Annotated in this window: 9 protein-coding genes; 2 read left to right on the top strand and 7 right to left on the bottom strand. The window is 37.5% G+C overall.

Annotation, left to right across the window (positions count from 1 at the left end; all coding sequences use genetic code 11):
- Nucleotides 1-137 precede the first annotated feature (137 nt).
- The gene (gene ptsG, locus CD152_RS04095) at nucleotides 138-2,219 is read right to left on the bottom strand and encodes a glucose-specific PTS transporter subunit IIBC (RefSeq protein WP_103214433.1); all 2,082 of its coding nucleotides are present in this window, start codon (nucleotides 2,217-2,219) and stop codon (nucleotides 138-140) included.
- Nucleotides 2,220-2,333: 114 nt separating this feature from the next.
- A complete protein-coding gene (glcT, locus tag CD152_RS04090; protein ID WP_181451684.1) occupies nucleotides 2,334-3,185 on the bottom strand; it encodes a glucose PTS transporter transcription antiterminator GlcT in 852 nt (283 codons plus the stop codon).
- Nucleotides 3,186-3,283: 98 nt separating this feature from the next.
- Between glcT and CD152_RS04085 the strand changes: the two genes are divergently transcribed.
- The gene (locus CD152_RS04085; RefSeq protein WP_103214432.1) at nucleotides 3,284-4,255 is read left to right on the top strand and encodes a DUF1002 domain-containing protein; all 972 of its coding nucleotides are present in this window, start codon (nucleotides 3,284-3,286) and stop codon (nucleotides 4,253-4,255) included.
- Between the two features lie 31 nt (nucleotides 4,256-4,286).
- On the opposite strand, the gene alsT is transcribed toward CD152_RS04085, so the two are convergent.
- The 3 genes from alsT to parE form a co-directional block, all read right to left on the bottom strand.
- Entirely contained in the window at nucleotides 4,287-5,723 is a 1,437-nt protein-coding gene (gene alsT / locus CD152_RS04080) for a glutamine transporter AlsT (RefSeq protein WP_050742474.1), read from the bottom strand.
- 130 nt (nucleotides 5,724-5,853) lie between these two features.
- Nucleotides 5,854-8,265: a DNA topoisomerase IV subunit A gene (gene parC, locus CD152_RS04075; RefSeq protein WP_101143227.1), complete on the bottom strand. Its 2,412-nt coding sequence runs from the start codon at nucleotides 8,263-8,265 to the stop codon at nucleotides 5,854-5,856.
- Nucleotides 8,258-10,294, bottom strand: coding sequence for a DNA topoisomerase IV subunit B (gene parE, locus CD152_RS04070; protein ID WP_101140605.1), 2,037 nt, complete (start codon nucleotides 10,292-10,294; stop codon nucleotides 8,258-8,260). The genes parC and parE overlap by 8 nt, the downstream gene beginning before the upstream one ends.
- Before the next feature lie 198 nt (nucleotides 10,295-10,492).
- On the opposite strand from parE, the gene plsY reads away from it, so the two are divergent.
- Complete coding sequence (gene plsY, locus CD152_RS04065) at nucleotides 10,493-11,077, top strand: glycerol-3-phosphate 1-O-acyltransferase PlsY (RefSeq protein ID WP_099483093.1); 585 nt, start codon at nucleotides 10,493-10,495, stop codon at nucleotides 11,075-11,077.
- Between the two features lie 111 nt (nucleotides 11,078-11,188).
- Here plsY and CD152_RS04060 read toward each other — a convergent pair whose 3' ends face one another.
- Nucleotides 11,189-11,617: an acyl-CoA thioesterase gene (locus CD152_RS04060; protein WP_103214431.1), complete on the bottom strand. Its 429-nt coding sequence runs from the start codon at nucleotides 11,615-11,617 to the stop codon at nucleotides 11,189-11,191.
- Between the two features lie 84 nt (nucleotides 11,618-11,701).
- Nucleotides 11,702-14,410 carry an aconitate hydratase AcnA gene (gene acnA / locus CD152_RS04055; RefSeq protein WP_101140606.1) on the bottom strand — a complete coding sequence of 903 codons (2,709 nt, stop codon included), beginning with the start codon at nucleotides 14,408-14,410 and terminating at the stop codon, nucleotides 11,702-11,704.
- Nucleotides 14,411-14,543: the final 133 nt, after the last annotated feature.

Genomic DNA, 14,543 nt, shown 5'->3' with positions numbered 1-14,543 from the left:
ATGTAATATATTATTTTATCTATATATCTATAGTTTACATAATATATTTATAATAATTTATTATATATATAAAGAAATTTAACCATATATAACAAAAAAAATCAAGGAACATCGTTACAGATGTTCCTTGATTTTACTTATTTAACTGAAAGTAAACGTTCACCAGATTGAATTTTTCCATAATTGACATCATGAATCATTTGATTATTCAAATTAGTGAAGATGATTGGGGTAATATCACTGTCCGCATTCGCTCTGATATAATCCAGATCTACTTTTAACAACGACTGACCTTTAGTGATTTTATCACCAGGCGCTACGAGCATTTCAAATCCGTTGCCTTTTAATCCAACAGTTTCCAATCCAAAATGAATTAAAACTTCAAGACCGTTCTCATCTTCAAGTCCTATTGCATGTTTCGTCGGGAAATCCATCTTCACAACGCCATCGAATGGTGCTACTACTTCACCGATAGAAGGTATGATTGCAACCCCATCTCCCATTAGCTTCTGACTAAATACTTGATCTGGTACTTGAGATAAATCTACCACCTCACCAGTAATCGGCGCATATACAATATGATCCGCTGCTGCTGGTACAGCTTCGATTTGTTCTTCAGCTTTCACCGGATTCATCTCTTCAGTGACAGTCGTTTGTTCTGGACGTGTTATGTCACCTGAAATGATTCTGGCCATATCATGTTTAATCTGATCTGACTTAGGTCCAAAGATTGCCTGCATATTGTTTCCTACTTCTAACACACCAGCTGCACCTAACGCTTTTAACTCACCGACATCCACTTTGGACTTATCGTTTACTTCAACTCTAAGTCTTGTAATACAAGCGTCTAGATGCTTGATGTTCTCTTTACCGCCCATTGCATCAAGCACGTGGAATGGAAGTTCAGAGGTTTCTGAAGCTTTGTTAACTGTTTCTTCAACTTCTCTTCCTGGTGTTTTTAAATTAAATTTCTTAATTGCAAAAGTGAACAATAGATAGTAAACAACTGCATATACAAGGCCTACAGGGATAACCAATAGTGCATTAGTTCTATCATAATTCAATAATCCAAAAAGTGTATAATCGATAAACCCACCTGAGAAGGTCATACCAATCTTAACATGTAATAAATGCATGATTAAGAACGATGTTCCTGCAAGTAATACGTGTATTGCATAAAGAATTGGAGCAACGAATAAGAATGAGAACTCTAGTGGTTCTGTAATACCTGTTAAGAATGATGTTAAAGCTGCAGATAGCATTAATCCTCCTACAACTTTCTTGCGTTCTGGACGTGCCTGACGATAAATAGCATAAGCAGCAGCTGGTAATCCGAACATCATAAATGGGTATTTACCAGTAGTAAACATACCTGCTGTAAATGGAACGCCATCTTTCATTTGTGCCATCCATATACTTTGATCACCACGCACTAAGTTACCGGCAGCATTTGTGTAATTTCCGAATTCAAACCAGAATGGCGCATAGAAAATATGATGTAATCCAAATGGAATTAAAGCACGTTCAATGACACCAAAAATAAAGGTCGTTAATACTAAGTTTTTATTCAATAAGAATTCAGACAATGTATTTAAACCGCCTTGAATTGGTGGCCAGATAATCGCTAGAATCGCACCCACAATGATTGCCATCACTGAAGTAATGATTGGCACGAATCGTTTACCAGCGAAAAACCCTAAGAAAGCAGGCATATTAATATTGTAAAACTTATTATAGCACCATGCAGCAACCGCACCCATAATAATTCCGCCAAATACACCTGTTTGAAGGGTTGGTATGCCTAAAATTAAAGCGTTTGCCGGTTCTTTAGCGGATTGCCCTAGTGTCTTCGCCCCTTCAGCATAGCTGAAAATATCATCGATAGTAATTCCCATAAACTTACCGATAGTAGCATTCATAATTAAATAACCTACTAATGCAGCAAGTCCAGCAACACCATCACCACCTGCTAACCCTAGCGCTGTACCAATCGCAAATAATAAAGGTAAATTATCAAAAATAACCTGTCCAGCACTTTCCATAATACCTGATAGCATTACAAAGAATCCATTATCTAACCATGGTGCTATCTGAACAAGTTGTTCATTATGCATTGCGTTACCAAATGCAAGCAGTATTCCTGCAGCTGGTAATAATGCCACCGGAAGCATCAGTGCTTTACCGATACGTTGTAATTGACCGAGAAACGTTTTCCACATATTGTATTCCTCCTAAATAGTTTTTGATGTAAAGTGATGCAGTGTCACATATAAAAAGGCATGAGTATACACCAGTCCCTAAGTACCAGTGACAACTCATGCCTGCATTATCAGTTACACGTTATCGACTTCAGTATTAAATGCTTGAATATGCATCGTAAGATATACCAATTCCGAATCATAGACAGGCTTATTTAAATAAGTCTGCATCATCTTTACGATCTTTACAGAAGTATTATAACACAGAGGATACTGCTGTTTCAATAGGCTTTCTAATGTTTTTTGTTCCGGCATCCTCTCATCAGACATCACACGTTGCACAGTAAATGTAATATGTCTTAAAAATCTTGAATATGTAATGGAATCTTTATCCACAATAACCTTTAAGTCCTGCTCTATAATTGTAATAGCATTTTGCACAACTTCAGTCATCAGACGCATATCTCTTAACGAGTGATTGTTCACCGACGAATGGATATGCAAAGCAATAAAACCGACTTCTGTCTTCGGGAATTGGACCTGCAGTCTGTCATTCAGCATCGCTACGACCTGTTCAGCAATCAGAAACTCCTGTCTGTATAGACTTTCAGTTTCTTTCAGGAACGGATTGGCCACAATGATTCCTTCCTGATAACGTTTCAATGCAAAGATAATATGATCCGTAAGAGATAAAAGAATATTATCATTCATCTCTCCATTCGTTTTATGATCGATGAATTCAATTACTTCTATGACCGTCTGGATTACCTCATCATTAGTTAAGGTCAATAAAGACTTATATCTTTCCTGCTCAGAAGATGACTTAAGTTTGAAGATCTTCTCAATATGTTCAAGCTCGCTATCCTTTAGAACTGCCCCACTTTTCTTACCAAAACCTATACCTTTACCTATCAGGATCGTTTCTCCCTCATCGCCTTCAGTTATCACAACATTATTATTCAAAACTTTCAACACATGATATTTCAAAATAACACCTCATTCCAAAGACCTATATCACAATAAACATGCTCATGATAATATAAAGGTATATACTAAATATATATAAATTATCAGGAGGATTATATATGAAAAAACTCATTATTTTAATATTAACAGCCTTTCTTTCTTTAATGCTGATGATCCCTCAGCGTGCCCAAGCGGTGACGCAAGAAGCGTGGTCTGAAGCAGTGACAGTGTATGGTGCAGCATTAGAACAAAATAGTGCCCTTAAAGGTAAGACGAGTGAACTGCTTGAAACGGATGCTCAGGATAAAACAACGTATGTCTATGCTGAAGACCTAGGAAAGTACTTAAATCTGCAATCAAGTAACGATGTATTAAAGTCTAGTATTCGTATCAAAAAGCTATCTGCTGGTAGTGGTCTTACTTTAAATATAAACCAATCTGCCGGTAAAATCACTAAAATAACTGAAGATACTTATAAGAATGCTTTACTTACAGCAGGTGTAACAGATGCTGATGTTACCATTGCAGCCGCTGAAGACGTTACTGGTGAAAGTGCACTCGCTGGTGTCTATAAAGCATTCGAAGCACAAGGTGAGCCAATCGATCAGTCGAAGACACAAGTAGCTCAGGATGAACTTAATTCTATCTCTAATATTAACGAACAAAATACAGGTGTCGATGGTTACTCTCAAGAACAGCTCAATAAAGCGATTGCTGAAGCGAAAGCAGAGATTGCAAAGCAAGGTGCGAATCTAGATGCGACAGAAATCAAAAATATTGTTATTCAGAAGATCGAGAATAATGGCCTGACGAATATCATCAATGACAATCAGATCAATATCATTGTTAACTTTATAGAAAATGCACAAAACAACGGCGTCTTCAGTGGTGAAAATAAAGATAAATTTATTGAAGGCACAAAAAACTATGTCGATGATATCAAAAATTCTGAAGGCTTTAAAAAAGCTACAGATAAAGCAAAAGAACTTGGTAATAATATTAATAATACTTTAAAAGATGAAGGGTTCTGGGATAAGATCATGAACTTCATCCAGTCTATAATCGACTGGATAGCGAACCTTTTCAAATAAAAATACTAAGCTGCAGCTGCAGCTTAGTATTTTATTTATGATTTATTTCTTTATCTTTAAAATGATACGGGTTATCTCCCCAAGTCTCGACATCGGATAGATCAGCCCTGACATTCTCTGTTCTAAATACAGGATTAAGTCCTTTCTTACGCTGTTCTCCATAATCTTTAGCAACTTCAAATACAACATGTGCTAAACCGATAATCGCAGTTATATTTAAGATTGCCATAAGTCCCATAAACAAGTCTGCAGTTGCCCAGACCGTCTCCACTTTAATGACAGCACCAAAAAATACCATAACTACAACAAACGATCTGAAAATAAACATGATCACTTTATTCTTTGTTAAATATTCAATATTTGATTGACCATAATAATAGTTACCGATAACTGATGAATACGCAAATAAGAATACAGCTACTGTCAGGAAGAAACCACCGAAACTACCGACATGATTATTAAGGGCCGCTTGTGTAACGGCCACACCTTGTGGCGCTTTTTCCCCAAACTCTAATCCTGAGTATAATAAGATCATAATCGCAGTTGCAGTACATACAATCATCGTATCAAAGAATACACCTAACGACTGAATTAGACCTTGTTTCACTGGATGACTGACAGCAGCCGTTGCAGCAGCATTAGGAGCTGATCCCATACCAGCTTCATTTGAGAATAATCCACGCTTAATCCCCTGCATGATTGTAAAACCTAATGCACCGCCAAATGCCTGTTCCATACCGAATGCACCTTTAATAATACTGATTATCATGGGAATTACATCACCAATATGCATTATTAAAATAAAGAGCACAAGCAGAATATAAAAAATTGCCATGATAGGAACGATAGTTGAAGATACATTTGCAATCCATCGTACACCACCAAAAATTACGATGGCTGTAATGATTGCTAGAATTAATCCTGTGATCCATGCAGGTGTATCATACTGTGTATTTAAACTTTCGGCAATCGTATTTGATTGCACAGTATTAAAGACAAATGCAAATGTAATCGTAATTAAAATGGCGAATGTTGCCCCTAACCATTTTTGTCCAAGACCATATTCCATATAATAAGCGGGACCCCCACGGAAACCACCATTTTCATCTTTAACCTTATAAACTTGTGCTAACGTCGCCTCAAAGAATGCGCTTGCTGCACCAAAAAAAGCAATAACCCACATCCAGAATACGGCCCCAGGTCCACCAAGAACAATAGCAGTGGCAACACCTGCAATATTTCCGGTCCCTACTCGACTCGCTGCACTAATAGCAAACGCCTGGAAGGAAGATATGCCTTTTTGTCCATCTTCCAATGTCTCTGGTTTCTCACCGATGACTCTAAACATCTCTGGTAACCAGCGAAGCTGTATGAATCTAGAACTTAAACTAAAGAAAAAGCCAGCAAGCAATAATAATCCAATTAAAAATTGTGACCAAATCATATCATTTCCGGTAGATACTATCATCTTAAACCATTCCGGTATCCACGCATCAAAATTTACTTTTGATATATTCAAAATAAAAACCCTCCACTATTCAAAGTAAAATAAAACTAAAACTATTTTACCATAGATAATGAAAGGGTCTACACAAACATTATAAATCTACAGAATTTATATAAAGTTTAACGACTTTACCAAAATCTTTCTCATCGATGATAAAGCTGCCATTAGTGTAACGATCTGTTTTTCTGATTGCTTTTGTTTTTCCATGTTTCTCATGGTGTTCCGATACGAGTGTATATGCCATATCTTCAGTGATGATGTATGCACCGATAATATGGTGAGGATTACTTTTTAATTCTTTCAGTATCATTAAACCACGTTGGGCACGCTTAGCTTCTTCAAATAATTGAATATCCATTTTTTTCATTGCACCTCGTTGTGTCGCAATCAGCAATGAACTTTCTGGATAGATGATTTCCGTTGTTATGACAACATCATCATCTTTAAGATTGATTGATTTAACACCTGCAGCTTTAAGTCCTGTATCATTAAGTTCAGTTAATGAATAATGCAGACTCATGCCTTGCTTCGTAACGACAAGAATATGTTCACTGCCTGTTACTACATGGATAGTATTCACAACATCATTACCTTTTAGCTTCATATTGATGAGTGGTCTAGAATATCTTGTAACTTCAAAGTCCTTCAACGAAGATAACTTTATCATACCATTTCTTGTAGCGGCTAAAATTTTCGCCTCTGAATTGAAGTCAGTGACGGTAATCATATGAATCACACGCTCATCGCTATCTATTGGTACAATCTGAGAAATATGCGTTCCAAGATCTTTCCATCTGATTTCAGGCAACTGATGATTTGGAATATACATATATCGTCCTTTATCTGTAAATACTAACGTTATATGCTGCAGATTGCTTTCATGATAAGCCAGTAACTGATCGTCTTCTTTCATACCAATATCGGTTACACCACTAGCATTAAAACTACGTGGAGATGTGCGCTTTATATAACCTTCCTTTGTAATACTGATTACTGTTTCTTCATTAGGAACAAGGATTTCCTTAGAAATCTTAATTTCTGCAATTTTTTCTTCAATCTGACTCAGGCGCTCTTCTTTAAATTCTTTTTGGATTGCTTTTAATTCTTTTTTGATCACTTTTTTCAGATGCGTCTCATCATTCAATATAAGTGATAACTGCTTGAGTCTATCTTTTAATGCTTCATGTTCTGCTTCTAATGCCACAATATCTGTATTGGTTAATCGATAAAGTTGCAGCATAACGATTGCTTCAGCCTGTGCTTCAGTAAAATTAAACTCATGTATCAAGTTGTGTTTTGCATCAGCTTTATTTGACGAATTACGGATGACTTCAATTACCTGATCTAATATCGAAAGTGCTTTCATCAATCCCTCAACAATATGCATACGCTTCTCAGCGTGATCATAGTCATATTGACTGCGTCTTGTAACAACTTCTTTTTGATGACTGATAAAACTGTTAAGCATATCACGGACCCCTAGCAGTTTCGGTCGGCGATCACTGATTGCTACCATATTGAAGTTATATGCAATCTGTAGGTCCGTATTTTTATAAAGGAAATTAAGAATGCCTTCACTATTTGCATCCTTCTTCAACTCGATAGCAATCCGCAAACCATTTCGATCCGTTTCATCACGCACCTCGATAATACCGTCGACCTTCTTATCTGCACGCAGTTCATCAATGCGCTTAACAAGGTTACTCTTATTCACTTCAAATGGAATTTCTGAGATAATAATCTCTTCTCTCCCACCACGTAATTTTTCAATATCTACTTTCCCACGAACCTGTATCTTACCTCTTCCTGTCTCGTATGCCTGTTTGATACCTGATTTCCCCATTATTATGCCGCCCGTCGGGAAATCCGGTCCCGGCAGCACCTTCATTATTTCATCAGTAGATATATTCGGTTTATCTATGACCTTTAATGTCGCATTAATCACTTCATCCAGATTGTGTGGGGGTATATCCGTAGCATATCCAGCTGAAATACCAGTTGATCCATTAACGAGTAGATTCGGGTAGTTTGCCGGTAATACCATCGGCTCCATCGCAGTATCATCAAAGTTCTGTACAAAATCAACCGTCTCTTTATTAATATCTTCAAGCAAGATGTTAGCAAGCTTAGATAACTTAGCTTCAGTATAACGCATCGCTGCAGGTGGATCATTATCGATACTTCCGTTATTACCATGCATCTCAACAAGGACATGTCTCAGTTTCCAGTCCTGACTCATACGGACCATCGCATCATAAACAGATGTATCTCCGTGAGGATGATAGTTTCCGATAACATTACCAACCGTTTTCGCACTTTTTCTGTAGTTCTTATCATATGTATTGCCTTCTGCATACATCGCAAATAAAATACGACGTTGAACTGGCTTAAGCCCATCACGTACATCCGGAATCGCCCGATCCTGTATAATATATTTACTATAGCGACCAAAACGATCACCGATTACATCTTCAAGTGGAAGACTTTGTATATTCTCATTCATTATCCTCACCCTTTTCATCATCCTGAATTGTTTCGATATCCTCTATTTCTGTTAAACGTTCGACTTCATCGTTTTCCAGAATGCTTACATCTTCCTGCATACCGAACTCAACATGGCGTTCAATCCAGTCACGTCGCGGTTCAACCTTATCTCCCATTAATGTGGAAACACGTTTAGCACTTCTAAGTTCGTCATTTATTTCAACACGAATTAATGTTCTCGTTTCAGGATTCATCGTAGTATCCCACAGTTGATCTGCATTCATTTCTCCAAGTCCTTTATATCGCTGTAGAATAAAGCCCTTACCTACCTTCTTTTGAACTCCTTTAAGTTCATCGTCTGTCCAGGCATATTCAATGACTTCGTTCTTCCCTTTACCTTTAGAAACTTTATACAACGGTGGTAACGCAATATAAACTTTGCCGGCATCAATCAAAGGTTTCATATATTTAAAGAAGAACGTCAGAAGCAGCACCTGAATATGTGCACCATCTGTGTCAGCATCGGTCATTATAATGATTTTGTCATAGTTTGCATCTTTAATTTCAAAATCATTTCCGACCCCTGCACCAATCGTATGAATAATGGTACTAATTTCTTCATTCTTTAGAATATCTTCGAGCTTTGCTTTTTCTGTATTGATAACTTTACCACGTAACGGAAGTATCGCCTGAAACTTACGATCACGCCCGAGTTTAGCAGAACCACCTGCTGAATCTCCTTCGACAAGGTAAAGCTCGTTACGACTCGTATCCTTACTCTGTGCAGGTGTGAGTTTACCTGACAATAATGTTTCTTTACGTTTATTCTTCTTACCATTTCGCGCTTCTTCACGCGCTTTACGTGCAGCATCTCTTGCCTGAGCTGCTTTTACCGCTTTCTTCACTAATTTCTGACTTAGTACTCCGTTTTCCTCAAAATAGAACGGAAGTTGTTCGCTCAATACACCATCCACTGCACTACGTGCTTCACTCGTTCCAAGCTTCGATTTCGTCTGCCCTTCAAACTGGAGTAAATTTTCGGGAATCTTAACCGAAATGATCGCGGTCATCCCTTCACGAATATCATTACCATCCAGATTCTTATCCTTAGCTTTCAACTCTCCGATCTTTCTGGCATATTCATTAAATACTCGTGTGATAGCGGTCTTCATTCCAACCTCATGTGTCCCGCCATCCTTCGTTCTCACGTTATTAACAAATGACAGAATAGTCTCTGAGTATTGATCGTTAAACTGGAATGCAACTTCAACTTCAATATCATGTGACTTACCGCTAAACTTCGCAACTTCATGTAACGTTTCTTTGCCTTCATTGACAAAGTTGACAAAATCTTTTAATCCATCCTCGTAATAGAACACTTCATGACGTTCCTCATTATTTCTAAGATCACTGATCGTGATTTTGAGATTATTAAGTAGAAATGCAGATTCACGTAATCTTTCACTTAACGTATCAAAATTAAATTTAACTGTCTGTTTAAAAATAGATGGGTCAGGTTTAAATGTCACAGTCGTCCCCGTCTTTTTTGATTTTCCGATTTCTTCTAACGTTGTAACGGGTACGCCACCATCTTGAAAGCGCTGCTTGAATATCTTTCCATTATTATGTATCGTCACCTCAAGCCAGCTGCTCAAAGCATTAACAACAGAAGCACCTACACCATGCAGTCCTCCTGTTGTTTTATAGCCTCCTTGACCAAATTTCCCTCCTGCATGCAGCACAGTAAATATTACCTCTGGCGTTGGTTTACCGGTCTTATGCAGTCCTGTCGGCATACCACGCCCATTATCTGTTACTGTTATAGAGTCATCTGCATTGAGAACAACGTTAATTTCATTACCATGACCATTCAATGCTTCGTCAATTGAATTATCAAGAATTTCATATACAAGATGATGTAATCCTCTTGAATCCGTAGATCCTATATACATCCCTGGTCTTTTTCTAACTGCTTCAAGACCTTCTAAGACTTGAATGGATTCATCATTATACTGATTATTTGCCAAGTGCTTACCTCCTACAAACATACGTTCGAAAATTTATATACATTCATTATTTTAAATGAAACCCTTAAAAATGCAAGTCTTTACAAAACGTTATTATTTTAGTTTACATAATAATATTATTTGTTAATATTATATTTTTCTACACAACTATTTTTGTATGCGTTATAATGGATACAGTTATGGATTACTATTAGTAGCTACTCATAAAGGAGAAACGTTATGCAGATTGCATTATTACTATTACTTGCCTATCTACTTGGTGCAATTCCAACAGGTTTGATTGTAGGCAAACTATTTTTTAACAAAGATATTCGTAAGTTTGGTAGCGGAAATCTAGGCGCCACCAATACATTTCGAGTATTAGGTAAGAAAGCCGGAATATTTGTCACGATATTCGATGTTGCAAAAGGGGTTCTACCTGCAATATTCCCGATTATATATGACCTTGATATTCATGGTATCTGGTTTGGACTCGCTGCAATAATTGGCCATGTCTATCCTATCTACTTAAAATTTAAAGGGGGAAAGGCAGTGGCAACAAGTGCCGGTGTCATCCTTGGTGTGAATCCAGTAGTCTTCCTTATCATCGCTGTAATATTCTTTACCTTACTGTTTACAACACGAATGGTATCATTAACAAGTATTTTGACGAGCATCGGAAACTTTATTACTACATTATTTTTCGATGATATCATTTTGCAGATTATCTCATTTCTGATTATGCTGCTTATTATTATTCGTCACAGCAGCAATATCAAGAGAATTATTTCAGGAACAGAGCCTAAGATACAGTTCAAAAAATAATATATTCCTTTTATATGTAGAATTAAGAAATCCGAACACTGTAGTCAAACGATAGACTCTCCACAGTGTCCGGATTTTTATATTCCAGCTTTTCTTCATTAATTTATATAATCAATTGATATCATCAGATGAAAGTTCAATAAATTTCTCATGCCATTCAGGATAGTAACGATCAAGTCGGATAGGGATTTCACTGCCTCTTTTTATAACGACATGCGTTGTTTTACCAGTCGCTGCAATTGTTCCATCTGCTTTAACAATCTCGTATGCATAGATGGTCTTAAGCTTACTATATCGTTCAATCCATGTTCTCACGGTAATTGTTTCTGGATAAGTAATGGATTTCCTATATTGTACCGATATATCTACCACCGGAGAAATTAATCCTTCATCTTCCATCGCTTGATAGCTAAATCCAGCTTTCTTTATAAAATCTGTTCTTGCAACTTCAAACCAGATTAAATAGTTCGCATGATAGACGACACCCATCTTATCTGTTTCAGCGTATCGAACCTCAATATCTTTTTCTGTTATATGCATGCATCTGACTCCTTATTTGTACTATTGTATCTATCATACACCAGTTTCAATAAAAAAACAGGGACAAAAGTCCCTGCCAGCCTATTACTCAGCTAATTTGCCTCGTAGTACCATTTGGAGGATACCACCGTGGCGATAATAATCGATCTCCACTTCTGAATCAAAACGAGCTAAAGCATTGAACTCTATTTGAGTACCATCTGTTTTAACCGCTGTCACTTTAACTTCATCACGAGGTTTAATACCTTCATGAATATCTACAGAGAACTTCTCACTGCCATCCAGTCCTAACTTTTCTGCTGAATCCCCTTTTAAGAACTGTAAAGGTAACACACCCATCATTACTAAGTTAGAACGGTGAATACGCTCGTAACTTTGTGCGATTACAGTTTTCACACCTAAAAGATTAGTACCTTTCGCAGCCCAGTCACGACTAGATCCCATGCCGTAGTCATTACCTGCTAATACAGCAAGCCCTGTACCATCTTCTTGATATTTCATACAGGCATCAAAGATAGGCATAACTTCGCCTGTCGGCCAGTAAGTTGTAAATCCGCCTTCAGTGCCTGGAGCAATCTGGTTCTTAATACGGATATTTGCAAATGTTCCACGCATCATAACTTCATGGTTACCACGTCGAGAGCCATATGAGTTGAAGTCACGAATTTCTACGCCATTCTCACGTAGGTACTTCCCTGCTGGCGTATCTTTACCGATAGCACCTGCTGGAGAAATATGGTCAGTTGTTACAGAGTCACCGAATTTACCCATAACAGCTAGATCTTTTAATGGTGCAATGCTTCCTGGTTCTTTTGATAAGCCCTGGAAGAATGTTGGGTTTTGGATATACGTTGAAGTCGGATCAAAATCATACAACGGCTGATCAGTGGATTCAATCTTATTCCACATTTCATTTGAATTAAATACATTCTCATATTCTTTACGGAATAATTCTGGCGTTACTACTGAGTTTACTTCATTTTTAACTTCTTCAATTGTCGGCCAGATATCTTTTAAGAATACATCTTTACCATCATGACCTTTACCGATTGGATCATTTTGAAGATCGATATTAACAGTACCCGCTAAAGCATAAGCCACAACAAGTTGCGGTGAAGCAAGGTAGTTCGCTTTCACCAGAGGATGGATACGTCCTTCAAAGTTTCGGTTCCCAGATAATACAGATGTCACTAATAAATCTTCATTAGAAATCGTCTCTTCGATTTCTGGTAATAAAGGACCAGAATTACCGATACATGTCGTACATCCGTAACCTACCGTATTAAATCCAAGCTGATCCAAGTACGTTTGAAGTCCTGAATCTTCTAGATACCCTGTTACAACCTTTGAACCCGGTGCAAGTGATGTTTTTACGTAGGCAGGAACTTGTAATCCTTTCTCTACCGCTTTTTTTGCAACGAGGCCAGCACCTAGCATAACGTACGGGTTTGAAGTATTTGTACATGATGTAATTGCTGCAATTGCAATATCACCCGTTGTCATTGTGACAGACCTTCCGTCAGCTAAAGTTGTTGTGGCAGTTTTGTCAAATTCAGCTTTTTCTAAGCCGTGACCTTGGTTACCAGCTTTGGCAGTAACAGATTTAACGAATTCTTTTTTCATATTGCTTAATTTAATTAAATCTTGTGGACGTTTAGGTCCTGATAAAGATGCTTCAACTGTAGATAAATCAAGATTTAATGTATCAGTATATGTCGGGTCCTCTTTATCTGTCGTAAAGAACATCTCATTCTTCACTAAATACTCTTTAACGAGCTCGATATGTGCTTCATCACGACCAGTCAAACGCATATAATTTAGCGCTTCTTCATCAACAGGGAAGAAACCACATGTCGCACCATATTCCGGTGCCATATTGGCAATTGTCGCACGGTCTGCAAGCGGTAAATTCACTACACCCGGACCAAAGAATTCAACAAATTTTCCTACTACACCTTTTTTACGTAACTCCTGCGTTACACGTAAAGCTAAATCAGTTGCAGTTGCACCTTCAGGAAGCTCTCCAGTAAGTTTAACTCCAATTACTTCTGGTACTGGGAAGTATGAAGGTTGGCCTAGCATACCTGCTTCAGCCTCAATACCACCGACACCCCAACCCAGTACACCAATACCATTAATCATTGTAGTATGAGAATCGGTTCCTACTAAAGTATCAGGAAATGCAACTTGTTCACCATCAACATCACGTACATGAACAACATTTGCTAAGTACTCTAAGTTTACTTGATGCACGATACCTGTAGCTGGTGGTACAGCACGGTAGTTATCGAATGCTTTTGTCGCCCAGTTCAGAAATTGATAACGTTCTTTATTACGTGCAAATTCAAGTTCCATATTTCTTTGTAATGCTGTTTCGTTACCATAGGCATCCACTTGCACAGAATGGTCAATTACAAGATCCACCGGTACTTCAGGATTAATCTTTGTGACATCTCCACCTACATCATCCATCGCTTTACGAAGTGAAGCTAAATCAACCACAGCAGGTACTCCTGTGAAATCCTGTAAAATAACACGTGATGGCTTAAATGGCACCTCTGCATTAGGATCGTTCTTCTTCCCCCACTTGACAAGATGTTTGATATGTTCTTCATTAATCACTCGCCCATCGTATTGACGAAGAACAGACTCAAGTAACACACGGATAGAATAAGGAAGTTTCTTAACTTCTCCAAGCCCTAGTGATTCTAGTGACTTTAAACTGTAAAACGTAAAAGTCTTACCGTTTAACTCAAATGTCTGTTTTGCAGTTTGCTGTAAATTTGAATTCATATGTGTTCCCCCTATTTATTGATAAAGCCTTTACATATTCATTCTAATCAATATTTTATAAGAAGTAAATATTATCACATTCCAAATTAGCTATACTTAGCTATAAGTTTTACTTATAAAAAATACCTGTCGA

The organism is Macrococcoides caseolyticum, from assembly GCF_002902665.1.
GTDB classification, from domain to species: domain Bacteria; phylum Bacillota; class Bacilli; order Staphylococcales; family Staphylococcaceae; genus Macrococcoides; species Macrococcoides caseolyticum.
Note: the sequence above shows the minus strand (reverse complement) of the source record. Positions and strands in the feature narration are given on the sequence as shown.

What these genes read in the sequence shown, in the direction of transcription:
- ptsG (WP_103214433.1), bottom strand. Translation starts at nt 2,219, where the DNA reads ATGTGGAAAACGTTTCTCGGTCAATTACAACGTATCGGTAAAGCACTG.
- parE (WP_101140605.1), bottom strand. Translation starts at nt 10,294, where the DNA reads ATGTTTGTAGGAGGTAAGCACTTGGCAAATAATCAGTATAATGATGAA.
- plsY (WP_099483093.1), top strand. Translation starts at nt 10,493, where the DNA reads ATGCAGATTGCATTATTACTATTACTTGCCTATCTACTTGGTGCAATT.
- parC (WP_101143227.1), bottom strand. Translation starts at nt 8,265, where the DNA reads ATGAATGAGAATATACAAAGTCTTCCACTTGAAGATGTAATCGGTGAT.
- acnA (WP_101140606.1), bottom strand. Translation starts at nt 14,410, where the DNA reads ATGAATTCAAATTTACAGCAAACTGCAAAACAGACATTTGAGTTAAAC.
- CD152_RS04085 (WP_103214432.1), top strand. Translation starts at nt 3,284, where the DNA reads ATGAAAAAACTCATTATTTTAATATTAACAGCCTTTCTTTCTTTAATG.
- alsT (WP_050742474.1), bottom strand. Translation starts at nt 5,723, where the DNA reads ATGATAGTATCTACCGGAAATGATATGATTTGGTCACAATTTTTAATT.
- CD152_RS04060 (WP_103214431.1), bottom strand. Translation starts at nt 11,617, where the DNA reads ATGCATATAACAGAAAAAGATATTGAGGTTCGATACGCTGAAACAGAT.